The organism is Mycolicibacterium fluoranthenivorans, assembly GCF_011758805.1.
Classification (GTDB): domain Bacteria; phylum Actinomycetota; class Actinomycetes; order Mycobacteriales; family Mycobacteriaceae; genus Mycobacterium; species Mycobacterium fluoranthenivorans.
The window spans coordinates 1,056,261-1,081,571 of record NZ_JAANOW010000001.1 but is presented as its reverse complement, the minus strand read 5'-3'; the positions used below and the strand labels follow the sequence as shown (position 1 = coordinate 1,081,571).

The 25,311-nt window shown below is 68.4% G+C and carries 25 protein-coding genes; 13 read left to right on the top strand and 12 right to left on the bottom strand.

The features are described 5' to 3' along the window. Positions 1 to 112 precede the first annotated feature (112 nt). Positions 113 to 370 carry a hypothetical protein gene (locus FHU31_RS05315; RefSeq protein ID WP_167156505.1) on the top strand — a complete coding sequence of 86 codons (258 nt, stop codon included), beginning with the start codon at positions 113 to 115 and terminating at the stop codon, positions 368 to 370. On the opposite strand, the gene FHU31_RS05310 is transcribed toward FHU31_RS05315, so the two are convergent. Genes FHU31_RS05310 through FHU31_RS05285 form a run of 6 tightly spaced genes read right to left on the bottom strand, consistent with a single transcriptional unit; the run spans position 350 to position 5,672 of the window. Next, on the bottom strand, positions 350 to 1,207 hold the full coding sequence (locus tag FHU31_RS05310) for a hypothetical protein (protein ID WP_167156503.1): 858 nt from the start codon (positions 1,205 to 1,207) through the stop codon (positions 350 to 352). The genes FHU31_RS05315 and FHU31_RS05310 overlap by 21 nt on opposite strands. Positions 1,208 to 1,240: 33 nt before the next feature. Next, positions 1,241 to 2,098, bottom strand: a complete 858-nt coding sequence (gene ppk2 / locus FHU31_RS05305) for a polyphosphate kinase 2 (protein ID WP_090360436.1) — start codon at positions 2,096 to 2,098, stop codon at positions 1,241 to 1,243. Between the two features lie 60 nt (positions 2,099 to 2,158). Then, positions 2,159 to 3,670, bottom strand: coding sequence for an aldehyde dehydrogenase family protein (locus tag FHU31_RS05300; RefSeq protein WP_167156501.1), 1,512 nt, complete (start codon positions 3,668 to 3,670; stop codon positions 2,159 to 2,161). 53 nt (positions 3,671 to 3,723) lie between these two features. After that, entirely contained in the window at positions 3,724 to 4,248 is a 525-nt protein-coding gene (locus tag FHU31_RS05295; protein WP_167156499.1) for a mycothiol transferase, read from the bottom strand. Between the two features lie 52 nt (positions 4,249 to 4,300). Next, complete coding sequence (locus tag FHU31_RS05290; RefSeq protein WP_167156497.1) at positions 4,301 to 5,257, bottom strand: SDR family NAD(P)-dependent oxidoreductase; 957 nt, start codon at positions 5,255 to 5,257, stop codon at positions 4,301 to 4,303. Positions 5,258 to 5,294: 37 nt separating this feature from the next. Next, the gene (locus FHU31_RS05285; protein ID WP_090360447.1) at positions 5,295 to 5,672 is read right to left on the bottom strand and encodes a VOC family protein; all 378 of its coding nucleotides are present in this window, start codon (positions 5,670 to 5,672) and stop codon (positions 5,295 to 5,297) included. 22 nt (positions 5,673 to 5,694) lie between these two features. Between FHU31_RS05285 and FHU31_RS05280 the strand changes: the two genes are divergently transcribed. From FHU31_RS05280 to FHU31_RS05265, 4 genes are all read left to right on the top strand, one after another. After that, positions 5,695 to 7,437: an N-acyl-D-amino-acid deacylase family protein gene (locus FHU31_RS05280; protein WP_167156495.1), complete on the top strand. Its 1,743-nt coding sequence runs from the start codon at positions 5,695 to 5,697 to the stop codon at positions 7,435 to 7,437. Between the two features lie 56 nt (positions 7,438 to 7,493). After that, positions 7,494 to 8,345 (top strand): oxidoreductase, encoded by an 852-nt coding sequence (locus tag FHU31_RS05275; protein WP_167156493.1) that lies wholly within the window; start codon positions 7,494 to 7,496, stop codon positions 8,343 to 8,345. Beyond that, positions 8,342 to 8,935, top strand: a complete 594-nt coding sequence (locus FHU31_RS05270) for a TetR/AcrR family transcriptional regulator (RefSeq protein WP_167156491.1) — start codon at positions 8,342 to 8,344, stop codon at positions 8,933 to 8,935. Before FHU31_RS05275 ends, FHU31_RS05270 begins: the two co-directional genes overlap by 4 nt. Positions 8,936 to 9,010: 75 nt before the next feature. After that, a complete protein-coding gene (locus FHU31_RS05265; protein WP_090360458.1) occupies positions 9,011 to 10,327 on the top strand; it encodes an MFS transporter in 1,317 nt (438 codons plus the stop codon). A 73-nt stretch (positions 10,328 to 10,400) separates the two neighbouring features. Here the strand turns inward: FHU31_RS05265 and FHU31_RS05260 are convergent, their stop codons facing one another. From FHU31_RS05260 to FHU31_RS05250, 3 genes are all read right to left on the bottom strand, one after another. Continuing rightward, positions 10,401 to 11,234 carry an endonuclease domain-containing protein gene (locus FHU31_RS05260; RefSeq protein WP_167156489.1) on the bottom strand — a complete coding sequence of 278 codons (834 nt, stop codon included), beginning with the start codon at positions 11,232 to 11,234 and terminating at the stop codon, positions 10,401 to 10,403. Positions 11,235 to 11,375: 141 nt separating this feature from the next. Next, a complete protein-coding gene (gene groL, locus FHU31_RS05255) occupies positions 11,376 to 13,001 on the bottom strand; it encodes a chaperonin GroEL (RefSeq protein WP_090358955.1) in 1,626 nt (541 codons plus the stop codon). A gap of 167 nt (positions 13,002 to 13,168) precedes the next feature. Next, positions 13,169 to 13,711, bottom strand: coding sequence for a TetR/AcrR family transcriptional regulator (locus tag FHU31_RS05250; protein ID WP_167156487.1), 543 nt, complete (start codon positions 13,709 to 13,711; stop codon positions 13,169 to 13,171). 98 nt (positions 13,712 to 13,809) lie between these two features. Between FHU31_RS05250 and FHU31_RS05245 the strand changes: the two genes are divergently transcribed. After that, positions 13,810 to 14,751: an SDR family NAD(P)-dependent oxidoreductase gene (locus tag FHU31_RS05245; RefSeq protein WP_167156485.1), complete on the top strand. Its 942-nt coding sequence runs from the start codon at positions 13,810 to 13,812 to the stop codon at positions 14,749 to 14,751. Here FHU31_RS05245 and FHU31_RS05240 read toward each other — a convergent pair. Further along, on the bottom strand, positions 14,698 to 15,471 hold the full coding sequence (locus FHU31_RS05240) for a polysaccharide deacetylase family protein (protein ID WP_167160654.1): 774 nt from the start codon (positions 15,469 to 15,471) through the stop codon (positions 14,698 to 14,700). The two genes, FHU31_RS05245 and FHU31_RS05240, sit on opposite strands and share 54 nt — an antisense overlap. 90 nt (positions 15,472 to 15,561) lie before the next feature. Here FHU31_RS05240 and FHU31_RS05235 point away from each other — a divergent pair, with 90 nt between their 5' ends. Further along, positions 15,562 to 16,056: a cupin domain-containing protein gene (locus FHU31_RS05235; RefSeq protein WP_167156483.1), complete on the top strand. Its 495-nt coding sequence runs from the start codon at positions 15,562 to 15,564 to the stop codon at positions 16,054 to 16,056. Positions 16,057 to 16,145: 89 nt separating this feature from the next. Continuing rightward, entirely contained in the window at positions 16,146 to 17,873 is a 1,728-nt protein-coding gene (locus tag FHU31_RS05230; RefSeq protein ID WP_235632896.1) for a DEAD/DEAH box helicase, read from the top strand. Here the strand turns inward: FHU31_RS05230 and FHU31_RS05225 are convergent. After that, positions 17,870 to 18,685, bottom strand: coding sequence for an HAD-IIA family hydrolase (locus tag FHU31_RS05225; RefSeq protein ID WP_167156481.1), 816 nt, complete (start codon positions 18,683 to 18,685; stop codon positions 17,870 to 17,872). The two genes, FHU31_RS05230 and FHU31_RS05225, sit on opposite strands and share 4 nt — an antisense overlap. Before the next feature lie 62 nt (positions 18,686 to 18,747). Here FHU31_RS05225 and FHU31_RS05220 point away from each other — a divergent pair, with 62 nt between their 5' ends. The 5 genes from FHU31_RS05220 to FHU31_RS05200 are packed head-to-tail and all read left to right on the top strand — an operon-like array spanning position 18,748 to position 24,662. Continuing rightward, entirely contained in the window at positions 18,748 to 19,677 is a 930-nt protein-coding gene (locus FHU31_RS05220) for an SDR family NAD(P)-dependent oxidoreductase (RefSeq protein ID WP_167156479.1), read from the top strand. Continuing rightward, on the top strand, positions 19,677 to 20,909 hold the full coding sequence (moeA, locus tag FHU31_RS05215) for a molybdopterin molybdotransferase MoeA (RefSeq protein ID WP_167156477.1): 1,233 nt from the start codon (positions 19,677 to 19,679) through the stop codon (positions 20,907 to 20,909). The genes FHU31_RS05220 and moeA overlap by 1 nt, the downstream gene beginning before the upstream one ends. Positions 20,910 to 20,933: 24 nt before the next feature. Continuing rightward, positions 20,934 to 21,644 carry a phosphatidylserine decarboxylase gene (locus tag FHU31_RS05210; RefSeq protein WP_167156476.1) on the top strand — a complete coding sequence of 237 codons (711 nt, stop codon included), beginning with the start codon at positions 20,934 to 20,936 and terminating at the stop codon, positions 21,642 to 21,644. 13 nt (positions 21,645 to 21,657) lie between these two features. Then, a complete protein-coding gene (locus FHU31_RS05205) occupies positions 21,658 to 22,524 on the top strand; it encodes a CDP-alcohol phosphatidyltransferase family protein (RefSeq protein ID WP_167156475.1) in 867 nt (288 codons plus the stop codon). After that, positions 22,521 to 24,662 (top strand): AAA family ATPase, encoded by a 2,142-nt coding sequence (locus FHU31_RS05200; protein ID WP_167156474.1) that lies wholly within the window; start codon positions 22,521 to 22,523, stop codon positions 24,660 to 24,662. The genes FHU31_RS05205 and FHU31_RS05200 overlap by 4 nt, the downstream gene beginning before the upstream one ends. A 23-nt stretch (positions 24,663 to 24,685) precedes the next feature. Here the strand turns inward: FHU31_RS05200 and FHU31_RS05195 are convergent, their stop codons facing one another. Beyond that, entirely contained in the window at positions 24,686 to 25,159 is a 474-nt protein-coding gene (locus tag FHU31_RS05195) for an SRPBCC family protein (protein ID WP_208410442.1), read from the bottom strand. Positions 25,160 to 25,311 lie beyond the last annotated feature (152 nt).

Below are 25,311 nucleotides of genomic sequence, written 5' to 3'. Positions count from 1 at the left end.
ATTCTTCCCAGCAAATAGCCGTGCGTACCGCCGGGCGGCGCTTTGCCTCAGTCCGCCGACAGCCAATCGGCTGTCGGGACACCTGGCCCGTCGCGCCGTTATGCTGACGCCGATGACACCGCTCACCGTGCTCCGCCGCTATCTGGTGTTTCAGGGCATGACGTTCGTCTTCGGCATCGTCGGGCCGATCTTTCTGGTCATCTTCTTCACCGTCCCGCGGGATCCCGGCATGAAGTGGATGTACTTCATCGGCCTGTTCATCACCGCCGCAGACGTTCTCATCGCGCTGGGGCTCACCCAGAACTGGGTCAATCAAGAACGATTGGCGCAGGAACGGCGCTCGGACCGGTCACACCTCATCACGCCGTGAACCCAATCCACTCAGCAGCGCCACGATCACCCCGATGATCACCAGGCCGCCACCGACGGTCAGCGTGAGGTTGAGCCACATGTGCATACTGCCCACCGCGTGGTCGACCATCACATCGGCGATCGCGTGCACATCCCCGGAGGTGTGGTTCAGCGCGTCATCGACGTAGCGCCGGCCGATCTCGATACCCACCCATCCCGCAGCACCCACCAGCAGGGCCGAAATCCCCAGTGCAGCAAAGGCTTTGCCACGCGCGCGGGCCGCCGCCAGCGTCAACAGGGCGAATACGCCGGTCAGCACCGCCGCCCCGACACTCGCCCACGGGCCCCATACCGCGACCAGCCGCAACTGCCCGGGCCGCAGATGCTCCGACACCTGTTCGGTGAGCGGCACTTCCAGCTTCGAGGGCGGCGCGATACCGAACGAGGTCAGCGTCTCGCGGAAGGAGCTGTCCGCCAACATCGGCGATATGTCGACCACCCACCGGCCCGTCGCATCCGAACGCGAAACCCGGTCGGTGAACAACCAGTCATGCGCGAGGCCGTTGACCTGGGCGAACTGGCCGGGGAACGCCGAGCTGGCGGTGTAGATGCCGGCACCGCGACTGAGCACGTCGGTTCCCACGTCGTAGCCGGTACCGCTGGCCAGATTCTTGAGCTGGCTGCCCAGTTCCGACGCCATCGCCTGTTGCAGCGCCGGATCCTTGGCCGCCGCCGCGGCAAACGCCGTGTACCCGTCCCGGTCCACGATCGTGTGCTGCGCCCACAACGCCGGCACCGTCACCACCAGCAGCGCCGTGGTGATCAGCCACAGCAAGGCCGCCAGCAGAAACCGCACGGCGTCCTCCTCACGAGGGACGCCTCATCAGCGCTAGTCGCTGAGTGCGCGCCCCACGATCAACGGGTCGGCCTGGCCGACCACCTCATGGTCCTTGTTGTCGTAGTTGAACTTACCCAGGACGTAGCGCATCGCGTTGATCCTGGCGCGTTTCTTGTCGTTGCTTTTCACGACGGTCCACGGCGCGATCTCGGTGTCGGTCCAGGCGAACATGTCTTCTTTGGCCGCCGTGTAGCCGTCCCATTTGTCCAGCGATGCCAAGTCGGTGGGCGAGAGTTTCCACTGGCGGACCGGATCGACCTGACGGATGGTGAACCTGGTGCGCTGTTCGTTCTGGGTCACCGAGAACCACAGCTTGGTCAGGCTGATGCCGTCGTTGGCCAGCATCTGCTCGAACAGCGGGGCCTGCCGGATGAACTCGGCGTGCTGCTTGGGCGTGCAGTAGCCCATCACCCGTTCTACCCCGGCCCGGTTGTACCAGGACCGGTCGAACAGCACGATCTCACCGGCTGCAGGCAGATGATTGACGTAGCGCTGGAAATACCACTGGGTGCGTTCCTTCTCGGTCGGCTTCTCCAGTGCCACCACCCGGGCGCCGCGGGGGTTGAGGTGCTCCATGAACCGCTTGATGGTGCCACCCTTGCCTGCGGCGTCGCGACCCTCGAACACGATGACGTGCCGAAGGCCGTTGGCCTGGCTCCACTTCTGCAGCTTGAGCAGTTCGATCTGCAGCAGCCGCTTCTGCTCCTCGTACTCGCTGCGCTTCATCCGCTCGTCGTACGGGTAGCCCTCACGCCAGGTGTCGACGACATCGCCACCGGGCATCAGCAACAATTCGGGATCGTCGTCGTCATCGTCACGGACGGCGTAGCAGGACAGGTCCACAGTCACCGGACGAAGTTATCGAGCCGGACGTACCAGCCGGTGTCGCCCAGGTGAACAGAAGGTGAGCTACTTGGCCTCGCGCTTCGGACGCGCCAGCGCCAGCTTGGTCATCATCTTGTTCATCCGGGCCAGCGCCTTGAGCGAATTGTTGTAGTAGTTGCCGCCGGCACCCACGCTCAGCCGCGGCGCCACCACCGTCTCCTGCCGGCAGAACTTGCGCACCCCGTCGACACCGCCGAACCGCGCACCGATCCCCGAGGTCTTCCAGCCGCCCATCGGGGCCGTCGTGCACATCAGGTTGGAGATGACGTCGTTGATGTTGACGGCACCGCAATCCAGTTGCAGCGCAACATCCTTGGCCCGGTCCACATCCTTGGAGAACACCACCGCGCTCAGCCCGTAGGGGCTGTCGTTGGCCAGTCGGACCGCCTCACCCACCGAGGACACCTTCATGATGGGCAGCGTCGGACCGAAGGTCTCCTCGGTCATACACGCCATCGAGTGGTCGACGTCGACCAGCACGGTCGGCGGGTAGAAGCTGCCCGCACCTTCGGTGCGCTTACCACCGGTCAGCGCCTTCGCGCCCTTGGCCAGGGCGTCATCGACGTGGCGCGCGGTCACCGCGACCTGCGACTCGTCGATCAGCGCGCCGAAGTCATAGCCCTCACCCGCACCCACCTTCAGGTTCTCGACCGCCTTCACCACGGCCGCGACGAACTGGTCGTAGGCCGGCTCCAGGACGTACACCCGCTCGACCGACACGCAGGTCTGACCCGCGTTGAACATCGCGCCCCAGACCGCGGCGTTGGCCGCCAACTCGATATCGGCATCCTCCAGGACCAGCATCGGGTCTTTCCCGCCGAGTTCCAGGCTGACCGGCGTGAGCCGGCGCGCGGCCCGCTCCATGACCTTGACGCCGGTGGCGCTGGAGCCGGTGAACTGGAGGTAGTCGGAATTGTCGATGACGGCCTCGGACACCTCCCGCGCACCCTGGGCCAGGGCCAATACTTCCGGAGCCCCGCAATCCAACCAGCCGCGCAGCAGCACCTCGGCGGTCAGCGGGGTGCGCTCGGACGGTTTGAGCAGTACCGAGCAGCCGGCGGCGAGCGCGCCGATGGCGTCCATCAAGGCGTTGGCCACCGGGTAGTTCCACGGGGCGATGATGCCGACGACCGCCCGGGGCCGATAGTGCACCTCGATCTTCTTGATCGACAGGAAGGGCAGCGGGGCGGGCCGGGTCTCCGGCGCCATCGCCTTCTCCACCGCCTTGATGTAGTACGACAGGATCATGATCAGCAGCGGCACCTCCTGAGCGGCGTCCGTTGCCGACTTGCCGGTCTCGGCGATCAGCAGCTTCTCGATCTCGTCACGGTGGTCGCCCAGCCAGACGGCATAGCGGGCCAGCACCTTGGCGCGGCCTTTCGCGCCCCGGGCCTCCCATTCGCGCTGCGCCTCGCGGAGCCCGGCAGCGATCCGCGGGACGTCAGCGGGAGCGGTCCAGCGCACCTCGCCGGCCACGGCACCCGTGGCGGGACTGACGATGGTCGCGATATCAGAACGGTCTGCAGTGGCAGTCATAGAGCCATGCTAAACCGCACGTGTGACGTAGCTCGCACCGGGGTTGACACCTGTCAACTTGGCGGCGCGATACCTCGCACATACGCCGCCTGCCCGAGGTGCTGGGCGCAGTCGTCGATGATGCTGACCAACCGCGCGCTCGCGGTGACCGGCGGGGTCCAGCGCTCGTCGACGATGCGGGCCAGCTCCTCATCGGTGACCGAGGCGATGTACTCGAGGGTGACCTTGTGCACCGCGTGGTAGTAGCCCGCCAGCAGTGCGGTGGGCGCCTGCACCTTGCCGACCTCGTCGGGCGTATGCCCGTAGCCGATGTCGTTGGCCGGCAGGTCGAGCGCGAACCGCTCACGCCATCCGTCGCGTGCCCACACCTGCTCGGCACCGGCGATATCGCACAGCTGCAGATCCTGGCAGCGCGCACTGTGCCAGATGAGCCAGGCGATGCTGTTGGCTTCGGGCGTCGGGCGCCACGAGGACAGCTCCTCGGTGAGGTCGCCCGTCAGCTCATCGACATGCTCGATGAGTCGGGTGAAGGAGTCTCTCAGCAGTTCACGGGCGGCGGTGATATCGGATTCGGCCACGGTCCCGACGCTACCCGCGCCCACCGACGACAACGCCGATCACGGCTTCCGATCACAACATCGCCAACGACACGTCCCACAGCCGCTCGGCATTCTCCGGATCCAGCGCATAGGGCGCCACTCCGCCGATCCCCCCGTCGCGAGACTCGACGACGACGGCCTCATTGCAGTTTTCGAAGTACCGGCCACCGACCCCGTCGAGCAGCGGCGAGGCGGCCAGCAGCACCGAGGTGGCCGCGCCCTGTTCGACGCTCTTGAACCGGGAGCCCGCCTGGCGGAACTGCTCCCGGGCCTCGTCGTTGTAGCCGAGCGGGAGGTGCCGCTGCAGTGCGGTGGCGATCCCGCCGGGCATCAGCGCGTTGGCGGTGATCCCGTCCCCGGCCCAGCGCCGGCTGGCTTCGACGGCGAACAGCACGTTCGCGGTCTTGCTCTGCCCGTACGCGCCGAACGGGTCGTACTCGCGAAACGCGTAGTCGATATCGTCGAACACCACCGGCGAACGCAGATGCCCCGCCGAACTCACCGAGACGATGCGCGCCCCGCCCGCCTGCCGCAGCGCGTCGTACAGGCCGATCGCGAGCGCGAAATGCCCGAGGTGGTTGGTGGCGAACTGAAGCTCGTGGCCACCTTCGGTGCGGGTCAGGTGCTGGACGGCCATCACCCCGGCGTTGTTGACCAGGATGTGCAACGGCCCGGTCCAGGCGGTCGCGAAGGCCACGACACTGTCCGGCCGGCTCAGATCGAGCGTCGAGACCGAGACGGCGTCGTTGCCCGTGCTGTGCCGGATCTCCTCGGCGAGGGGCTCGGTGGCGTCCGCGTCTCGCACCGCCAGGGTGACGGCGGCCCCGGCCCCGGCCAGGGCGCGCGCCGTCTCCACACCGATGCCGGACGAGGCGCCGGTGACGATCGCGGTCTTACCGGACAGATCGACCCCGGCGATCACGTCGGCCGCGGTGGAGTCGAAGCCGAAGGGTGTGGTGAGGCGCGCTTCAACGGTCGGTGTGCTCATACCCGGTACCAACCGCCGCCCGGCGGAATGATTCCCGTCAGGCCCCGTGGAACACGGCTTCCACGTTGTTGCCATCGGGGTCGCGCACGAACGCACCGAAGTAACCCGGGTGGTACTCCGGCCACAGCCGCGGCGCGTGCAGCGATTCGGCGCCCAGGCCGACGGCCGCGTCGTAGAACTTCTGCACGGCCTCGGCGTCGGCGGCCTGGAAGGCCACGTGCACCTCACGGTTGGGCCCAGTGGCGTCACCGGCGTTGATATCGGCGATCCAGAAATCGGGTTTGCCGTTGCGGCCGTAGCCGATGGCCACCTCGACATCCATCTGCCGGGTGACGCCGAGGACACCCAGCACGGTGTCGTAGAACTCCCGCGACTTGGCGAAGTCGGCACAGTTGATTCCCAGGTGATCGATCATCCTGGCATCGTAGGTTCGAGGTATGACAAAGCGAAGCGACGAGGATCTGCACGACCTCGTGATCCGCAACGGGACCGTCGTCGACGGATCGGGCGGGCAGCCGTACCGCGGCGATGTCGCCGTCACCGGCGGTGTGATCACCGCAGTGGGGTCCGTCACCGGCAGCGGCACCCGGGAGATCGACGCCACCGGCCTGCTGGTCACCCCGGGATTCGTCGACCTGCACACCCACTACGACGGGCAGGCCATCTGGTCGGACCGGATGACCCCGTCCTCTTCGCACGGCGTCACCACGGCCGTGATGGGCAACTGCGGGGTCGGTTTCGCGCCCTGCCGGCCCGCGGACCACGAGACGCTGGTGGACGTGATGGCCGGTGTCGAGGACATCCCCGGCGTGGTGATGGTCGACGGCCTGCCGTGGACCTGGGAGACCTTCCCGGAATTCCTCGACGCGGTGGCGTCGCGACAACGGGACATCGACGTCGCCGCGTTCCTGCCGCACTCCCCGCTGCGGGTGTACGTGATGGGTCAGCGCGGCGTCGACCGTGAACCCGCCACCGCAGAAGACCTGTCCCAGATGCGCAAGCTCGCGGCCGAGGCGGTGCACGTGGGTGCCCTCGGCTTCGCCTCGTCGCGGCTGACCATCCACAAAACCGAGAGCGGGCAGCCGATTCCGAGTTATGACGCGGCCCAGGCTGAGATCGAGGCCATCGCGCGCGGTGTGGACGACGCCGGCGGCGGACTGATCCAGTTCGTGCCCGACCTGTTGGCCGCCGACTACGAACAGGCGCTGCAATCGGTGTTCGACGTGGCGGCCGATGTCGGCCTGCCCGTCACGTTCACGCTGGCGATCGGCAATGCCGGACCGGCACTGCATCTGGATGCGCTACGCATGGTGGAGAAGGCGAATGCGAACGGCGGCGAGATCACCGCGCAGATCTTCCCGCGCCCCATCGGCCTGGTGATCGGGCTCGAGTTGTCCGGCAATCCGTTCATCACGTATCCGAGCTATCGCGAGATCGCCCATCTGCCACTGGCCGAACGTGTCGCCGAGATGCACAAACCCGAAGTGCGGGAACGCATCCTGAACGACTCCCCGGCCAGCGACGGCCACCCGTTGATGTTCGCCGTACAGGCGTTCGACTGGATCTTCCCGCTGGGCGACCCGCCGAACTACGAACCGAGCCGGTCGGACAGTATCGCCGCGCGCGCCGCCGCCCGCGGGGTCACTCCCGCCGAGGAGGCATACGACCGGCTGCTCGACGATGACGGCCACGCCATGCTGCTGATCACGCTGGCCAACTTCCGCGACGGTTCGCTGGACACCGTCGCGGAGCTGGTGCGCCGTGACGATGTGGTGCTCGGCCTCGGCGACGGCGGAGCGCATTACGGAATGATCTGCGACGCAAGCTTTCCCACCTACATGCTGACGCACTGGGCGCGCGACCGGGCCACCGGCCGACTCAGTGTCGCGGACGCGGTGCGAGAGCTGACCACCGTGCCGGCCCGGGTGGCCGGGCTGGCCGACCGCGGCCGCATCGCCGTCGGCTACAAGGCCGACCTCAACGTCATCGACCACGGCGCACTGCGGTTGCACAAGCCGACGGTGGCCTACGACCTGCCTGCCGGCGGGCGCCGCCTCGACCAGACCGCGGAAGGCTACGTCGCCACGATCGTGTCCGGTGAGATCATCGCCGAGCGGGGTGTGCCCACCGATGCGTTGCCGGGCAAGCTCATCCGCGGCCGGCAACCCGCACCCGCCTGATCTGCACAACGAATACAATAATCGACACAGTGTCGATTAGCGCGTACCGTGGTGCCATGACCAAGACGTTCTTCATCACCGGAGTCAGCACCGGGCTCGGCCGTGCGTTTGCGCAAGGGGCGCTGGACGCCGGACACACCGTGATCGGCACGGTACGCAAGTCCGCCGATCTGGCCGCTTTCGAGAGCCTGCACCCTGGCGCGCATGGCCGGATCGTCGATGTCACCGACCACGGGGCGGTCGTCGACACCGTCGCGGAGGCGGAGGCGTCGATCGGACCGATCGATGTCGTGATCGCCAACGCGGGTTACGGATTGGAGGGTGTCTTCGAGGAGACGCCACTGTCGGAGCTGCGCGCGCAGTTCGAGACCAACGTCTTCGGTGCTGCCGCCACCGTGCAGGCGGTCCTGCCGTACATGCGCAAGCGCCGGGCCGGGCACATCATGGCCGTCACCTCGATGGGTGGGCTGATGACGGTGCCGGGACTTTCGGCGTACTGCGCCAGCAAGTACGCACTCGAAGGCCTGCTGGAGAGCATCGGCAAGGAGGTCGCGGGGTTCGGGATCCACGTGACCGCAATCGAACCCGGGTCGTTTCGGACGGATTGGGCGGGTCGGTCGATGGTCCGCGCCGAGCGCGCTGTCGACGATTACGACGCGGTGTTCGAGCCGATCCGCCGCGCGCGGCAACAGGCCAGCGGCAATCAGCTCGGCGATCCGGCAAAGGCGGCCGCGGCCATGCTGACCATCGTCGATGCCGCCGAGCCGCCCCGCCATCTCGTGCTGGGATCCGACGCGCTGCGACTGGTGCGTGCCGGACGGGACGCCGTCGACGCCGATATCGCGGCCTGGGACTCGTTGTCGCGCAGCACCGATTTCGCCGACGGACACCAGATCGTGGCCAGTTGACCAGGCGGCGATCCGGCGAACCACGCAAGGGCGACCTCCGTGAGGCCGCGATCCTGGACGCGGCTGAACAGTTGCTGAGCACCATCGGGTACGACGCGATGACGATCGCCGACGTCGCCGAAGGTGCCGGCATCACCAGAGGCGCGCTCTACTTCTATTTCGGCTCGAAACAAGAGGTCATCACCGCCCTGTTCGCTCGCACCGTCGCGGTACTACACGAGAAGTCGCGCGCCGCAACCGAAGACGCCGCCAGCGGGGCGCAGGCGATCGACACCGCCATGAGGCGGACCGAGGACCTGTGGCGCGAACACGGTGTCGTCATGCGCACCGCGATCGACCTTGCCGCCACCATCCCGCAGCTCGATGAGCTGTGGAAGGCGACCGCCGACATCTTCATCGGGGCGATCACGGCCATCCTCGAGCACATGGGCGTGCCCGCCGGCAAGGGGCCCGACCAGTCGTCGGCGATCGCCGAGGCACTGTGCTGGATGATCGAACGCAATTTCTATCAAGCCTCCCGGGTGTCGCCCGCCCGCCTGACACAGGCACGCAAGACCTGTACGGAGATATGGCTGCGCGCCGCCTCGTGAGCCGCGGCGCCATTTCGAATCACGCTGTGTCCAAATCTGGTCACCCGCCACAGCCATGTGCGTTGATTGATTTCCGTGACTGTCACCGCACCGGCCCCCGGCGACCAGGGCCGGACCCTCTCTCCTCAGGCGCGCACCGCCCTGTGGGCGAGCCTGGTCGGCACCACCATCGAGTGGTACGACTTCTTCCTCTACGCCACCGCGGCGAGCCTGGTGTTCAGCCATGCGTTCTTCCCGGACCAGACGACGTTCGTCGGCACGCTGCTGTCGTTCGCGACATTCGCGGTCGGCTTCGTGGTGCGTCCCATCGGCGGGTTCGTGTTCGGCCACGTCGGGGACCGCATCGGCCGCAAGAAGACACTCGCGCTGACGATGTTCCTGATGGGCGGGGCCACCGCGCTGATGGGCCTGCTGCCCACGGCGGCGCAGATCGGTATCGCGGCGCCGATCCTGCTGCTGTTGTTGCGCATCGTGCAGGGTTTCGCACTCGGCGGTGAATGGGCCGGCGCGGTGCTGCTGGCCGTCGAGCACAGTCCTACCCAGAAGCGGGGCCTGTTCGGCAGCGTGCCTCAGATCGGGCTGGCCCTCGGGTTGGCGCTGGGAACCGGGGTGTTCGCCGTTCTGCAGGCCACGCTCTCGGATGCGGCGTTCCTGGCCTACGGTTGGCGCATCGCGTTCCTGCTCAGCATCGCGTTGGTGGTGTTCGGTGTCGTGGTGCGGCTACGCGCCAGTGAGACACCGGCTTTCGAGAAGGTGCGCGACAGCGACGAGCGCGCCGCCGTGCCGCTGCGCGAGGTGTTCAAGCCGCCGGTGCTGCGCTCGACGGTGCTGGGCATGCTGTCGCGTTGGGGCGAGGGCGCGGCCTTCAACACCTGGGGCGTCTTCGCCATCTCCTACGCCACCGGCACGCTGAAGCTGGAGAAGGTGCCGGTGCTGGTGTCGGTCACGGTGGCCGCACTGTTGATGGCCGCGTTGCTTCCGGTCTCGGGGCTACTGACCGACAGGTACGGCGCCAAACGCGTCTACGCCACCGGCATCGCGGCCTATGGGGTGGCCGTGTTCCCGGTGTTCGCCTTGTTCGGCACCAAGGACATCGCGCTGTACGCGGTGGCCATGCTGGTGGTGTTCGGGGTCATCCACGCCCTGTTCTACGGGGCGCAGGGAACGCTGTACGCGTCCTTGTTCCCGGCCCGGATCCGCTACACCGGATTGTCGACGGTGTATCAGCTGTCCGGGGTGTACGCGTCGGGCCTGACCCCGCTGATCCTCACCGCCCTGATCGGTGCCGCGGGCGGTGCACCGTGGATCGCGTGCGCGTACCTGGCCGGCACTGCGGTGATCAGTGTGGCCGCCACGCTGGCGCTCAAGCCGACGCCGTTGGCCGATATCTAGGGAAATCGGCGCGAGTGTGGGTGCTGCGTTCGCAGTAATGCGAATTCGCGTGCACAGCACCCACACTCACTCCTCAGATCGGGCACCCCGCCGCCCGCAGCTTCGCGCGGACCCGCGCCGCGATGACGTCCGGACGTGCCATCATCTCGGCGCTGACGCGCACCACCGACCAACCAGCATCCTCGAGTAGCGCGATCCGGTCGATATCCCAGGAGCGTTGCCGGGCGTCGGACCAATGCTGGACGCCGTCGTATTCGACGGCCACCTTCCACCTGCGCCACCCCAGGTCGACCCGGATTCGCAGATCGCGAAACACGATCTGGGTTTCGGGACGCGGCAGACCCGCCTCGACCAGAAGCAGCCGGAGCCTGCTCTCCTGCGGCGACTCGGCACCACCGTCCACGAGATCCAGCACGGCCCGCACGTTGGCCACGCCGCGAAACCCGGGATGGGCGTCGATGACGACCGCCACCTCTTCGCGTGTCACGCCCGTCGCGTTCATCAACGCATCGAGCACCGGAACAGCTACCTGCGCGGCGTACCGCCGACCCAGATCGAACGCCGTACGCGCAGGTGTGGTGCACTCCGCTCCGCCCGCTCGACAGGTCTCTCGCTCGCCGAGCTGCCAGGTGTGTACGACAATTCCCGCCTGCGCATGCCTGTCCGCGCGGATGATCTCGGCAGGCATGTTCGGGTTGAGCCACTTCGTGCCGAGCACCGCCGCGGCAGAGACACCCGCCAGAGTGGCACCCGAAGACAACCAGGCCGCCTGCGCCCTGATCCGGGCCGTCAGCTCGATATCGCGCCGCACGTACACATCGCGGTAGAGGGCGACGTGGTCACGCGCCAGCCCGCGTCGGGTGAGCGCACCCCGGCGGATCTCGACACTGCCGATGAACGGTTGCATGTGCGAACAGTCGCCGCGCACCCCGACGAGTGTGGGTCCTGCGCACCGGAATCGGCGACTGCCTGTGCATGAATCCCACACTGGGGATAACGAAAAAGCCCCGGCGCGCAGAGCGCACCGGGGCTTTTCTCGTGAAAGGACTTAGAAGTCCATACCGCCCATGCCACCGGTCGGGTCGCCCGCAGGTGCGGCGGCCTTCTCCGGCTTGTCGGCGACGACGGCCTCGGTGGTGAGGAACAGCGCCGCGATGGACGCCGCGTTCTGCAGCGCCGAGCGGGTGACCTTGACCGGGTCGGCAACGCCGGCGGCCAGCAGGTCCTCGTACACGTTGGTCGCGGCGTTCAGGCCGTGACCGTCGGGCAGGTTCGACACCTTCTCGGCGACGACGCCCGGCTCCAGACCACCGTTGAAGGCGATCTGCTTCAGCGGGGCCGACAGCGCGACGCGCACGATGTTGGCACCGGTGGCCTCGTCACCCTCGAGCTTGAGCTCGTCGAGCGCCGGAGCCGACTGCAGCAGAGCCACGCCACCACCGGCGACGATGCCCTCTTCGACGGCAGCCTTCGCGTTGCGGACGGCGTCCTCGATGCGGTGCTTGCGCTCCTTGAGCTCCACCTCGGTGGCAGCTCCGGCCTTGATCACCGCAACACCGCCGGCCAGCTTGGCCAGGCGCTCCTGCAGCTTCTCGCGGTCGTAGTCGGAGTCGCTGTTCTCGATCTCGGCGCGGATCTGGGCCACCCGGCCGGCGATGGCGTCGGAGTCGCCCGAGCCCTCGACGATGGTGGTCTCGTCCTTGGTGATGACGACCTTGCGGGCGGTGCCCAGCAGTGCGACATCGGCGGTCTCCAGCGAGAGGCCGACCTCTTCGCTGATGACCTGGCCACCGGTGAGGATGGCGATGTCCTGCAGCATGGCCTTGCGGCGGTCACCGAAGCCCGGGGCCTTGACGGCGACGGACTTGAAGGTGCCACGGATCTTGTTCACGACCAGGGTCGACAGGGCCTCGCCCTCGACGTCCTCGGCGATGATCAGCAGCGGCTTGCCGGACTGGATGACCTTCTCCAGCAGCGGGAGCAGATCCTTGACCGTCGACACCTTGCCCGAGACCAGCAGGATGTAGGGATCCTCGAGGACCGCTTCCTGACGCTCCGCGTCGGTCACGAAGTAACCCGAGATGTAGCCCTTGTCGAAGCGCATGCCCTCGGTGAGCTCCAGCTGCAGACCGAAGGTGTTGGACTCCTCGACGGTGATGACACCCTCGTTGCCGACCTTGTCCAGAGCCTCGGCGATCAGGTCACCGATCGACTGGTCACCGGCGGAGATGCCCGCGGTGGCAGCGATCTGCTCCTTGGTCTCGACCTCTTTGGCGGTCGAGAGCAGGCGAGCGGTGACAGCCTCGACAGCCTTCTCGATACCGCGCTTCAGGCCGAGCGGGTTGGCGCCGGCCGCGACGTTGCGCAGACCTTCGCGAACCAAGGCCTGGGCCAGCACGGTGGCGGTGGTGGTGCCGTCGCCCGCGACGTCATCGGTCTTCTTGGCGACCTCTTTGACCAGCTCGGCGCCGATCTTCTCGTACGGGTCCTCCAGCTCGATCTCCTTGGCGATGGACACACCATCGTTGGTGATCGTGGGGGCGCCCCACTTCTTCTCCAGGACGACGTTGCGACCCTTGGGGCCGAGCGTCACCTTTACGGCGTCGGCGAGGGCGTTGAGGCCCCGCTCGAGGCCGCGGCGGGCCTCTTCGTCATACGCAATTGTCTTGGCCATTGCGAAGTGATTCCTCCGGTTGGGAATTGCACGTCTGTTGGTCGGGCGCAGTGCCCGCGACGGACGGCTGGGGTGTGCTCCCTAGCCTCACCGTCCCGACCTAGCACTCACGTATCGAGAGTGCCAACTACGTTCTTAGCACTCGACCATGGCGAGTGCAAGGTGCTTCACTGAGCGCGAAGCCCGTCGAGCACCACGTCGGTGGCATGTTCGGCAACCGCGGGGTTATAGGCCTGGATGGCCTGGCAACCCACCAGCAACGCCTTCACCTCGGGCACGGTGACGTCCGCCCGCACGGACCCGGCCCGTTGCGCGGCGGCCAGCAGCTCGCCGAGGATCGCCAGGAACTCCCCTTCGGATTCCGGGACGACACAGTTGATGTCGATGCCCACACCGGCCAGTGCGTCCACCAGCCCACGGTCGGCGGCACCCCACTGCAGCACCATCGACCGCAGGAAGTCGAACAACCCGGTGCCCGGATCCCCCGAGCCCAGCAGGCTTCGCGCCTCGTCGACGATGGTGCGGATCCGTTCGGCGACCACGGCCCGGTAGAGGTCCTCCTTGGCGGGGAAGTGCCGGTAGACCGTGCCTGCGCCGACGCCGGCCCGGCGCGCGATCTCATCGATCGGCACACCGAGGCCGTCGGCCGCGAAGGTCTCGTAGGCGACCTCGAGCACCCGCGCACGGTTACGGGCCGCATCGGCGCGCATCGCCACCACCTCCGGGAACAAACAAGCGGGGCGTGCGTTCCGTATATTCGGAACCAACCGGAGGACACACTCCGCTTAACCCTCTCAAGGAGTTTCTCATGCCGAACTGGACCGCCGCCAACATTCCCGATCAGACCGGCCGCACCGCCGTCGTCACCGGGGCCAACACCGGCCTCGGGTACGAAACCGCTAAGGCGCTCGCCGCCAAGGGGGCACACGTCGTACTCGCCGTCCGCGATCTCGACAAGGGCCGGGCGGCTGCCGAGCGGATCGGCGGCGATGTCGTGGTGCAGCGACTGGACCTCGGCTCGCTCGCCTCGGTCCGGGAGGCCGCCGGCGAACTCAAGAGCACGTACGACACCATCGACCTGTTGATCAACAACGCCGGGGTGATGACCCCGCCCAAGCAGACCACCGCCGACGGATTCGAGCTGCAGTTCGGCACCAATCACCTCGGCCACTTCGCCCTCACCGGCCTGCTGCTCGACCGGCTGCTGCCGGTGCCCGGTTCCCGCGTGGTGACGGTCAGCAGCATCGGGCACCGCTTCGCCCGCGCCATCCGGTTCGAGGATCTGCAGTGGGAGCGCGACTACCACCGGCTCGTCGCGTACGGCCAGTCCAAGCTGGCCAATCTGATGTTCACCTATGAGCTCCAGCGCCGGTTGTCCGGACAGCGCACCACGGCGCTGGCCGCGCACCCGGGCGGCTCCGACACCGAACTCGCGCGACACCTGCCGCGCGCCTTACAGCTGGCGCTCCCGGTCGCACGGGTGCTGTTCCAGGAAGCCGCGATGGGCGCGCTGCCGACACTGCGAGCCGCCACCGATCCCGGCGCGCTGGGCGGTCAGTACTACGGGCCCGACGGCTTCGCCGAACAGAAGGGCCACCCCAAGGTGGTGACGTCCAGCGAATACTCCTATGACGTCGAGACGCAGCGCCGGCTGTGGGCGGTATCCGAGGAGCTCACCGGCGTGACCTACCCCGATTCACTGGACCACCCGGTCACGCAGTGGGACGAACTCCCATCCGGCCGCGCGTAACTGCGGGATCGCGGCGGCATACCCGGCGGCCGTCCCGCCCTCCGGGTGGTTCATATGCGATATGACGATCGCCCCCGGGGCGGCGCCCAGCACGGTGGCACGCACCTTCGCCGCCGGCAGCGTCGCCCCGGCGTCGCCGTTGACCGTGAACCCCAGCGGCCGCTCACCGAGTTCCGCCACGATCGCCACCGCGACATCGTCGTAGTGCGCCGTGCCGGGCCGGAACCAGGTCGGGGGCTTTCCGGTCAGCGCGGCGATCTTCTGATGGCTGGCCCACACCTCGTCGACCACCTCGGCCGCCGAGCGGGTGCCTGCGATGCCGTAGGCGGAACGGCCGGTCACCGACAGCGGCACATGCCTGGTGCCGTGGTTGCCGATCTCGAACAACGGGTCGGCGGCCAGCTCGGCGGCCCGGTCGGGGTGCTGGTCGATCCACTTGGCGTTGAAGAACAGCACGGCGGGAACCTGGTTGCGCCTCAAGGTGTCCAGCAGGGCGTCGTCGCAGCCGCCCCGGCAGGCGTCGAAGGTCAGGGCGAGCTCCCGGCCGTTCGGCACGAACGATGTGGCGATCCCCGGCAGCGCCATCCCCCACTGGGTGGGCACCCGCCGGCCGTTCTGTCCCACCACCGCCGCCGGGTCCAGCGCGGCCGATGCCCGCGGCGCCGACACACAGGCCACGACGGTGGCGGACCCGGCCGCCAGGAACATCCGCCTGGTCATCACCTGTCCGGAGGCTAGGCACCGACTCTGAACGGACTGTGTCGCGCAACTGTGGGTTTGCTGGGGTGCGGCCGACGTAGGGTGAACCGGATGTCGCTGATCGTGCCGCCCTACCCGCCGCCCCGCTACACCGCGGACGATCCCGAGGTGAGCGCCTGGGTGCGCCGCGGCGACCAGCCCGCCGACTACGACGCCTTCGGTCTGGTCAAGTATCACTACCTGGCGAATCAACAGCAGACCGACGGCGACTACGGCCTGTACCGGGTCGAGATCAGCCCCCGCGGCGGCGGCCCCGCCCCGCATTACCACCGCGCCATGAGCGAGGCGTTCTTCGTGCTGGGCGGCGAAGTGGAGATCCACGACGGCACCGACTGGTCGACCGCCGGGGTCAACGACTTCCTCTATGTACCGCCGGGCGGTATCCACGGCTTCCGCAACACCGCCGACGCGCCCGCCTCGCTGCTGATGCTCTTTGCTCCCGGCGCGCCCCGCGAGCACTACTTCGAGAACATGGGCGCCCTCGCCGACATGACCGATGCCGAACGCGCGGAATGGTTCGTCAAGAACGACAACTTCTTCGTCTGACCGGCGCGCCCACCCGCGACACGTGCTGCGGGTATGCGCACCCGGAACCCCTTGCCCTAGACTGCCCTTCGACCAGATAGGAGTCTCGGGTGCGGCCGTACGAAGTGCCGAATTCCGGCGCCGGGGGACCCAGCACCCAGGCTTTGCGGGGCTGGCAACGCCGGGCATTGGTGAAGTATCTGTCTGCCAAGCCCAAGGACTTCCTGGCTGTCGCGACCCCGGGCGCCGGCAAGACCACCTTCGCCCTGCGCATCGCCGGAGAGTTGCTGAGCGACCGCACCGTCGAGCAGGTCGTCGTGGTGGTGCCCACCGAACACCTCAAGACCCAGTGGTCACAGGCCGCGGCCCGGCTCGGCATCGCGATCGACCCCAAATTCAGCAACTCCGCCGGCCACACCTCCAGCGACTACCACGGCATCGCGGTCACCTACGCCCAGGTGGCCAGCCACCCCACCCGGCACCGGGTGCGCACCGAGAACCACAAGACGCTCGTCATCTTCGACGAGATCCATCACGGCGGAGACGCGAAGAGCTGGGGTGACGGCATCCGCGAGGCGTACGGCGACGCCACCCACCGGCTGGCCCTGACCGGTACCCCGTTCCGCAGCGATGACAGCCCCATCCCATTCGTCAACTACGAGACCGACGGCGCCGGATTCCAGCGCTCGCAGGCCGACCACGTCTACGGCTACGCCGATGCACTCGCCGACGGCGTGGTCCGCCCGGTGATCTTCATGGCCTACTCCGGTGAGGCCCGCTGGCGTGACAGCGCCGGCGAAGAACACGCCGCGCGCCTGGGCGAACCGCTCACCGCCGAGCAGACCGCGCGCGCCTGGCGCACCGCCCTCAACCCGGCGGGCGAATGGATGCCCGCGGTGCTCGCGGCCGCCGACACCCGGCTGCAGCAGAAGCGCCAGCACGTCCCGGACGCCGGCGCCATGGTCATCGCCTCCGACCAGACCGCGGCCCGCGCCTACGCCAAACTGCTCACCACCCTCACCGGTGAGGAACCGACCGTCGTGTTGTCCGACGACCCGACGGCCTCGAACAAGATCTCGCAGTTCTCCGACTCCAGCAGCCGCTGGATGGTCGCGGTCCGCATGGTGTCCGAGGGCGTCGACGTGCCCCGCCTGGCCGTCGGCGTGTACGCCACCAGTGCGTCCACCCCGCTGTTCTTCGCCCAGGCCATCGGCCGGTTCGTGCGTAGCCGCCGGCCCGGCGAGACGGCCAGCATCTTCCTGCCCTCGGTACCCAACCTGCTGCAGCTGGCCTCGGAGATGGAGGCGCAGCGCAATCACGTGCTGGGCAAACCGCACCGGGAATCCGACGGGCTCGACGACGAGCTGCTCGCCGACGCCGAGAAGCGCAAGGACGAGAAGTCCGATATGGACCGGGGGTTCGAGTACCTCGGCGCCGAGGCCGAACTGGACCAGGTGATCTTCGAGGGGTCGTCCTTCGGCACCGCCACTCCGGCGGGCAGCGACGAGGAGGCCGACTATCTCGGTATCCCCGGCCTGCTCGACACCACCCAGATGCGCGACCTGCTGAACCGCCGCCAGGACGCGCAGCTGCAGAAGCGCACGGCGTCCGGCGCGGTGCCGCCCCCCACCACCCACAACCAGCTGCGCGATCTGCGCCGCGAGCTCAACGTGCTGGTGTCGGCGTTCCACCACCGCACGGGCCGGCCGCACGGCTGGATCCACAACGAGCTGCGCCGCCGCCGGGGCGGACCGCCGGTCGCCGCGGCCACCCGTGAGCAGTTGCAGGAACGCATCGACGCGGTGCGCGAGATGCAGCGCGAGGTCGCCGGCGGCTAGAGCCCCAGCAGCGCCGGCAGATCGGCCACCGAGTCGATGACGTGGTTCGGCTGCATCGCGAATTCGTCTGTGGCCCAACGGTCCAAGGTGGCCTGCCGGAACTTTCCGGTGCGCACCAGCACCCCGGTCATGCCGACCACCTGGGCGGCGAGCACATCGTTGTTGAGGTCGTCACCGACCATGTACATCTCCTCGGGGTCCACCCCGAGCCGGTTCGCGGCCGCCAGGAAACCCTGCGGCGCGGGCTTACCGACGGCGGTGGCCTTACGCCCCGACGTCTCCTCCATCCCGATCAGATACATCCCGGTGTCCACCCGCAGGCCGTGGCTGGTGGTCCACGCGGTGCTGCGGTGCATCGCCACCACCGGCACCCCCTGGGCCATCCAGTCGTAGACCCAGCTCAAGGTCAGGTGGGTGTACTCGGGCCCCGCTCCACCGAGCAGCACCACATCCGGGGTCTCCGGTGCGGTGGGACCGGAGAACTCGTGCGAGTAGACGATGTCCACGCCCGCCATGTCCTCGGCGATATCGCCACTGTTCACCAGGAAGCATCGCGCCCCCGGATACCGGTCGCGCACGTATTCGGCGGTGAGCAGTGCCGATGTCACGACCTCGTCCGGCGCGACGGTCATTCCCGCGGTGCTCAGCAGGTCGGCGATCTGGGTGCGGGTACGGGTGGTGGTGTTCGTCAGGTAGCTGCGGGCGATCTGGTGTTCGGACAGGGTGCGCAACGCTGCAGCCGCACCCGGAATCGGTTGCCACGATGTCACCAGGACACCGTCGATATCGAACAGCACGCCACCGATCGCCATGTGCCGACAGTAAACGGCCAACCTTTCTGCGCAACTCGGGCCGCCCAGTAGTGTTGCGCGTCATGGGGCCACTCGCGCTTTTTGGAGAACGCTGGACCGAGAGAGATGTTCCGGACCAGACCGGCAGGATCGCGATCGTCACCGGCGCCAACACCGGGCTCGGTTTCGAGACGGCCCGGGTGCTCGCCGGCCGCGGCGCGCGCGTGGTCATCGCGGTCCGCGACACCGCCAAAGGTGAGGCCGCCGCAGCCAGGATCACCGGCGATGTGACGGTCCAGAAATTGGACCTGGGTTCGCTGGCCTCCGTGCGGGAAGCCGCCGAACAGCTGCGGACCCGGTTCGAGAAGATCGACCTGCTGATCAACAACGCCGGGGTGATGTACCCGCCCAAGCAGACCACCGCCGATGGTTTCGAGCTGCAGTTCGGCACCAACCACCTGGGCGCCTTCGCACTGACCGGACTGCTGCTGGATCGCCTTCTGCCGGTTGCCCGTTCGCGGGTGGTGGCGGTCGCCAGCATCGCGCACCGCATCCAGGCCGGCATCCACTTCGACGATCTGCAGTGGGAACGGAGCTACAACCGGGTCGCCGCCTACGGACAGTCCAAACTGGCCAATCTGCTGTTCACCTACGAGCTGCAACGGCGGCTTTCCTCACACCACAACCCGACCATCGCGGTGGCCGCGCATCCGGGTATCTCCAACACCGAGTTGATGCGCCACACCCCGGGCAACGGCCTGCCCGGATTCAGCACGCTGTCCGGTCTGGTCACCAACAGCCCCGCGGTCGGCGCGCTGGCCACCCTGCGCGCCGCCACCGACCCGGCCGTACGTGGCGCCCAGTACTACGGCCCGTCCCTCCCGGTCGCCTCGTTCGGACTGGTCGGCTACCCCGAACTGGTCACCTCCTCGGCGCAGTCCCACGACGTGGACCTGCAGCGCCGACTGTGGGCGGTATCCGAAGAGCTGACCGGCGTGACGTTCCCGGTCTGATGCGATCCGTCGAGGAACATCAACGCGTCGTCGCGAGTCTGATCGCGCCACGCGACCCGGTCGCGGTGCCGCTGGCCGATGCGCTCGGACTGGTGCTGGCCGCCGACGTGGTGGCCCCGCTCCCCCTGCCGGGGTTCGACAACTCGGCGATGGACGGGTTCGCGGTGTACGCCGACGATATCGCCGCCGCCACCGCCGAACATCCGGTCCGGCTGCCGGTCGCCGACGACATCCCGGCCGGACGCACCGACACCGGCGCACTGAAACCCGGTACCGCACAACGGATCATGACCGGTGCACCGCTCCCCGCGGGGGCGACCGCCGTCGTTCCGGTGGAGGCCACCGACGCAGACTTCTCGACCACCGCGACCACGGTGGCCATCCGCACCGCCGTCCGGAACGGCCAGCACATCCGACGCGCCGGTGAGGACGTCGCCGCCGGTACCACGGTGTTACGCCGAGGCCAGGTGCTCACGCCGGCGGCGCTGGGTCTGGCCGCCGCCCTGGGCTTCGGCGCGCTGACGGTGCTGCCCCGCCAGCGCGTGCTGGTGATGTCGACGGGTTCGGAGCTGGTGGCGCCGGGAACCCCGCTGCTGCCCGGCCAGATCTACGAATCCAACGCCGTGATGCTGGCCGCCGCCGTCCGCGACGCCGGCGGCGAGGTGCTCTTCTCCCCCGTGGTGAGCGACGATGTGCACGCCTTCCGGGATGCGCTGGTCACCCACACCGGCGACGCCGATCTGATCATCACCACCGGTGGCGTCAGCGCGGGCGCCTACGAGGTGGTCAAGGATGCGCTGGCCGACGAAGTCGAGTTCGTGAAGGTGGCGATGCAGCCGGGGATGCCGCAGGGCAGCGGCCGGATTTCCGGAGCCGGGCTGCCTGCGGCATCCGGTACCGGCACGCCCGTCGTCACGCTGCCCGGCAACCCGGTGAGCTCGCTGGTCTCCTTCGAAGTGTTCGTCCGCGCCCCGCTGCGCGCGGCCATGGGCCTGCCGGCCGACCGCCCACGGGTGACCGCAACCCTGACCGACGACCTGACCTCGCCGCGAGGTAAGCGGCAGTTCCGTCGCGGTGTGCTCGCCGGAACCACCGTCACCGGCTACGGGCCGCCCGCCTCACACCATCTGCGCTGGCTGGCGTCGTCGAACTGTCTGCTCAACATTCCCGAAGATGTCGACCATCTGGCAGCCGGATCGCCGGTTCTGGTCTGGGACCTGTCAACCGGCTGAGTCCACGTAGAATCGGGAGCCGCCATGGCCAGACCTGCCCGCCCCTCCGACGACAACGCGTCCGAAGCGCAACGCTTCGCCGAACTCGTCCGTTCCACCGTCCCTCCGGTTCATCCGGCCGGCCTGCCGTTCATCGCGGGTGGGCTGGGAATCGCCGCACTCGGCCGGCACCGCCGCTGGCTGCGCAACGCCGGGCTGAGCGCCGCGAGCTTCTCCGCGCTGTTCTTCCGGCACCCCTCCCGCGTACCCCCGACCCGGCCCGGCGTCGTGGTGGCGCCCGCCGACGGCCGGGTGACGCTGATCGACCAGGCGTTGCCGCCTGCCGAACTCGGCCTGCCCGCCACCCCGATGCTGCGGATCAGCATCTTCCTGTCGCTGTTCGACGCGCACGTGCAGCGCGCACCCGCGGCCGGTGAAGTGGTGGCCGTGCAGCACCGGCCCGGCCGGTTCCAGTCCGCGGACAAGGACACCGCCAGCGAGGCCAACGAACGCAACAGCCTGCTGATCCGCACGCCGGACGGAGTCGACGTGGTCGCGGTACAGATCGCCGGCCTGCTGGCGCGGCGCATCGTGTGCAGCGCCCGTGCCGGTGACAAACTCGCTCTCGGTGAGACCTACGGGCTGATCCGGTTCGGCTCGCGCCTGGACACGTACCTGCCCGAGTCGGCCAAGGTGGCCGTCGAGATCGGTCAGCGTGCGATCGGCGGCGAAACCGTGTTGGCTGAGTTGCGATGATCGCCGGAGAGAAATGATCAAGGCCCGGATCAAATCGCCGACGGTGAGTCTGCGGTTCCTGCCCAGCGCCATGACGGTGGCGGCCATCTGCCTGGCGTTGTCCGGGGTGAAGTTCGCGCTGGACGGCAGGCCCACCGAGGCGATGGCGCTGTTGGCCGTCGCCGCGATCCTGGATGCCCTCGACGGTCGCACCGCCCGGATGCTCAACGCCACCTCGAAGATGGGTGAGGAGATCGACTCGCTGGCCGATGCCGTGAACTTCGGTGTGGCACCGGCCTTCATCGTCTATGCCACGCTGCTGTCGCATTCGCGGATCGGCTGGATCGTGGTGCTGTTCTTCTCCGTGTGCATCGTGCTGCGGCTGGCCCGGTTCAACGCCATGCTCGACGCCGATCTGCCGGCGTACGAGAAGGAATATTTCATGGGCATGCCGGCCCCGGCCGGTGCGATCGGAGCCATCGGCCCGATCGCCGCCAAGTTGCAGTTCCCCGGTGAATGGTGGAACACCCCGGCCGCCGAGTTCCTGGTGATCGCCTGGATGATCGGCGTCTCGCTGCTGGTGGTCAGCGCCATCCCGATGCGCAAGGTACACACCTTCTCCGTCCCACCCAACATGGTCGCCCCGCTGCTGGCCCTGCTGGGCCTCGGCGTGGCTGCCTCGGTGCTGTACGGCTACGTGGTGATCATGCTGATCATCCTCGCTTACGTCATCCACATCCCCTTCGCAGTGCGCAGCAAGCGCTGGGTGGCCGCACATCCGGAGGCTTGGAACGACAAACCGCGCCAGCAGCGCGCGGCCCGGCGGGCCATCCGCCGCACCCAGCCGCACCGTCGCTCGGTATCCCGCCTCGGCTTGCGCAAGCCGCCCGGCCGCCAATGACGCTGTCGTTGACCGCACGGCTCAACACGTCCGCCCTGGACTCACGTCGCGGTGTGGTGCGCCTGCACCCGGAGGCCATCGCCGCACTGGGCATCCGGGAATGGGATGCGGTCTCGCTGCTGGGGGCGCGCACGACCGCAGCAGTCGTCGGCGTGGCCCCGGCCGGCACGCCCGCCGGGGTGGCCCTGCTCGACGATGTCACCCTGTCCAACGCCGGATTGCGCGAGAACACCACGGTGGTGGTGGCGCCGGTGACGGTGTACGGCGCGAAATCGGTGACGTTGACCGGGTCACGGCTGGCCACCCAGTCGGTGTCCCCGGCCACCCTGCGAATGGCCCTGCTGGGCAAGGTGTTGTCTGTCGGCGACACCGTGTCGCTGCTGCCGCGCGATCTGGGTCCCGGCACCTCCACCTCGGATGCAACGACCGCACTGACCACCTCGGTCGGCATCACCTGGACTTCGGAGCTGCTCACGGTCACCGGCGTCGACCCGGCCGGAACGGTGAGCGTGCAACCCAACTCGATGGTGTCCTGGGGTGACGGGATCTCCGAGTCCCGGCCGGTGCGGACCACCGCCGCGGAACCCTCGGCGGTGCCGTTCGACGATCTCAAGGGCGCCCATCTGCAGGCGGGCAAGCTCACCGAGTGGCTCAAGCTCGCACTCGACGAACCGCAGCTGCTGGAATCCCTGGGCGCCACCGCCAATCTCGGCGTGCTGGTCTCCGGTCCGGCCGGTGTCGGCAAGGCGACGCTGGTGCGGGCGGTGTGCGCCCAGCGCACGCTGGTCGAACTCGACGGCCCCGAGATCGGGGCGTTGCGCGCCGAGGACCGGCTGTCCGCGGTGGCCGCGGCGGTCGCCAAGGTTCGCGACGGCGGGGTGCTGCTCATCACCGATATCGATGCGCTGCTGCCCGCACCGCCGGAACCCGTGGCCACGCTGATCCTCACCGAGCTGCGCAATGCCATCGCCACCAGGGGCGTCGCGTTCGTCGCCACCTCGGCGGTGCCCGACAACCTCGACACCCGGCTGCGCGCACCCGATCTGTGCGACCGGGAACTGGGCCTGTCGCTGCCCGACGCCGGCACCCGCAAGGCCCTGCTCGAGGTGTTGCTGCGGGGAGTACCCGTCGCCGATCTGCAGCTCGACGAGATCGCCGAACGCACACCGGGTTTCGTCGTGGCCGACTTGGCCGCCCTGGTCCGGGAAGCTGCGCTGCGCGCGGCGGCACGGGCCAGCGCCGACGGGCAGACGCCCACCCTGAGCCAGGACGACCTCGCCGGCGCGCTGTCGGTGATCCGCCCGCTGTCCCGTTCGGCCACCGAAGAGGTGGCCGTCGGTTCGGTCACCCTCGACGATGTCGGCGACATGGTCGAGACCAAACAAGCCCTGACCGAGGCGGTGCTGTGGCCGCTGCAGCACCCGGACACCTTCGCCCGCCTCGGGGTGCAGCCCCCGCGTGGCGTGTTGCTCTACGGACCGCCCGGCTGCGGTAAGACGTTCGTGGTGCGCGCCCTGGCCAGTTCGGGCCGGCTGTCCGTGCACGCCGTCAAGGGTGCCGAGCTGATGGACAAGTGGGTCGGCGCATCGGAAAAAGCGGTTCGTGAATTGTTCCGCCGCGCACGCGATTCCGCCCCGTCCATGGTCTTTCTCGACGAGATCGACGCGTTGGCGCCGCGGCGCGGGCAGAGCCACGACTCCGGTGTCACCGATCGGGTGGTGGCCGCCCTGCTGACCGAGTTGGACGGTATCGACCCGTTGCGTGACGTGGTGGTGGTCGGCGCCACCAACCGGCCGGACCTGATCGACCCGGCCCTGCTGCGGCCCGGCCGACTGGAGAAGCTGGTGTTCGTCGAACCGCCGGATGCGCAGGCGCGCCGGGACATCCTGCGGACCGCCGGGAAGTCGATCCCATTGGCACCCGATGTCGACCTGGACAGCCTGGCCGACGAATTGGACGGTTACAGCGCCGCCGACTGCGTGGCCCTGCTGCGCGAGGCCGCCCTGACCGCGATGCGTCGGTCGATCGATGCGGCCGATGTGACCACCGACGACGTCGCCAAGGCCCGCGGCAATGTGCGCCCGTCCCTGGATCCCGAGCAGGTGGCGTCGTTGCGGGCGTTCAGCGAGAACCGTTAGGGTCGCCGGCCCGCAACCTGGGCTCAGCTCTCGCTGAGCGCGGCCAACCGGTCCATCGACGCCATGAGTTTGTCGGCCGTGGTGGCCTGCGCCCGCGCCATCCGCGTCTCGTCGGTCAGACGGGTCCAGTCGTAGGTGTGCGTGACGCGGGTCGTGCGCTCGTCGACCGGCTCGAGCTCCCAGCGCCACAGGTGCCCGGGCGCGGGCTCGCCTTCCGGAGCTGGCTGCCAGGCGATGAGCCGGCCCTCGGCGAACTCCACGACGTGGTTCTCCCGGACCGGACCCTGGATGAGGCGCATACGGAACACGTCGCCGACCGCATGTACCCGCTGACCGGCGGGCGCCTCGGCGAGGTTGTCGTTGCCATCCCAGCGCGGCTGCTGAGCGGGGTCGGCGATCAGCTCGAAAATCGCGTCGGCGGGGGCGTCGATGGTCCGGCTGACCGAGACAATTGTGCTCACGCCGAAGAGCTTACGGATGATCGCCGCGCACCTCATGCCGGCCACGGCGTGCCCCGCAGACCGGACCACCACAACCCCGTTACTCGCCAAGGGCTTTCGCTCCGTAGCGGCTCGGGCTGAGGTGAGCCGTCGCGACCCACGTAGAATGCGTGCCAAGACAAAGTCATAGAGGGACACCCCGACCCCAA

Excerpts from the sequence above, each read along its gene's own strand:
- FHU31_RS05315 (WP_167156505.1), top strand. The coding sequence starts at position 113 with ATGACACCGCTCACCGTGCTCCGCCGCTATCTGGTGTTTCAGGGCATG.
- FHU31_RS05300 (WP_167156501.1), bottom strand. The coding sequence starts at position 3,670 with ATGACTGCCACTGCAGACCGTTCTGATATCGCGACCATCGTCAGTCCC.
- FHU31_RS05290 (WP_167156497.1), bottom strand. The coding sequence starts at position 5,257 with ATGAGCACACCGACCGTTGAAGCGCGCCTCACCACACCCTTCGGCTTC.
- FHU31_RS05285 (WP_090360447.1), bottom strand. The coding sequence starts at position 5,672 with ATGATCGATCACCTGGGAATCAACTGTGCCGACTTCGCCAAGTCGCGG.
- FHU31_RS05280 (WP_167156495.1), top strand. The coding sequence starts at position 5,695 with ATGACAAAGCGAAGCGACGAGGATCTGCACGACCTCGTGATCCGCAAC.
- FHU31_RS05275 (WP_167156493.1), top strand. The coding sequence starts at position 7,494 with ATGACCAAGACGTTCTTCATCACCGGAGTCAGCACCGGGCTCGGCCGT.
- FHU31_RS05260 (WP_167156489.1), bottom strand. The coding sequence starts at position 11,234 with ATGCAACCGTTCATCGGCAGTGTCGAGATCCGCCGGGGTGCGCTCACC.
- groL (WP_090358955.1), bottom strand. The coding sequence starts at position 13,001 with ATGGCCAAGACAATTGCGTATGACGAAGAGGCCCGCCGCGGCCTCGAG.
- FHU31_RS05250 (WP_167156487.1), bottom strand. The coding sequence starts at position 13,711 with ATGCGCGCCGATGCGGCCCGTAACCGTGCGCGGGTGCTCGAGGTCGCC.
- FHU31_RS05245 (WP_167156485.1), top strand. The coding sequence starts at position 13,810 with ATGCCGAACTGGACCGCCGCCAACATTCCCGATCAGACCGGCCGCACC.
- FHU31_RS05240 (WP_167160654.1), bottom strand. The coding sequence starts at position 15,471 with ATGACCAGGCGGATGTTCCTGGCGGCCGGGTCCGCCACCGTCGTGGCC.
- FHU31_RS05235 (WP_167156483.1), top strand. The coding sequence starts at position 15,562 with ATGTCGCTGATCGTGCCGCCCTACCCGCCGCCCCGCTACACCGCGGAC.
- FHU31_RS05225 (WP_167156481.1), bottom strand. The coding sequence starts at position 18,685 with ATGGCGATCGGTGGCGTGCTGTTCGATATCGACGGTGTCCTGGTGACA.
- FHU31_RS05220 (WP_167156479.1), top strand. The coding sequence starts at position 18,748 with ATGGGGCCACTCGCGCTTTTTGGAGAACGCTGGACCGAGAGAGATGTT.
- moeA (WP_167156477.1), top strand. The coding sequence starts at position 19,677 with ATGCGATCCGTCGAGGAACATCAACGCGTCGTCGCGAGTCTGATCGCG.
- FHU31_RS05210 (WP_167156476.1), top strand. The coding sequence starts at position 20,934 with ATGGCCAGACCTGCCCGCCCCTCCGACGACAACGCGTCCGAAGCGCAA.
- FHU31_RS05205 (WP_167156475.1), top strand. The coding sequence starts at position 21,658 with ATGATCAAGGCCCGGATCAAATCGCCGACGGTGAGTCTGCGGTTCCTG.
- FHU31_RS05200 (WP_167156474.1), top strand. The coding sequence starts at position 22,521 with ATGACGCTGTCGTTGACCGCACGGCTCAACACGTCCGCCCTGGACTCA.
- FHU31_RS05195 (WP_208410442.1), bottom strand. The coding sequence starts at position 25,159 with ATGAGGTGCGCGGCGATCATCCGTAAGCTCTTCGGCGTGAGCACAATT.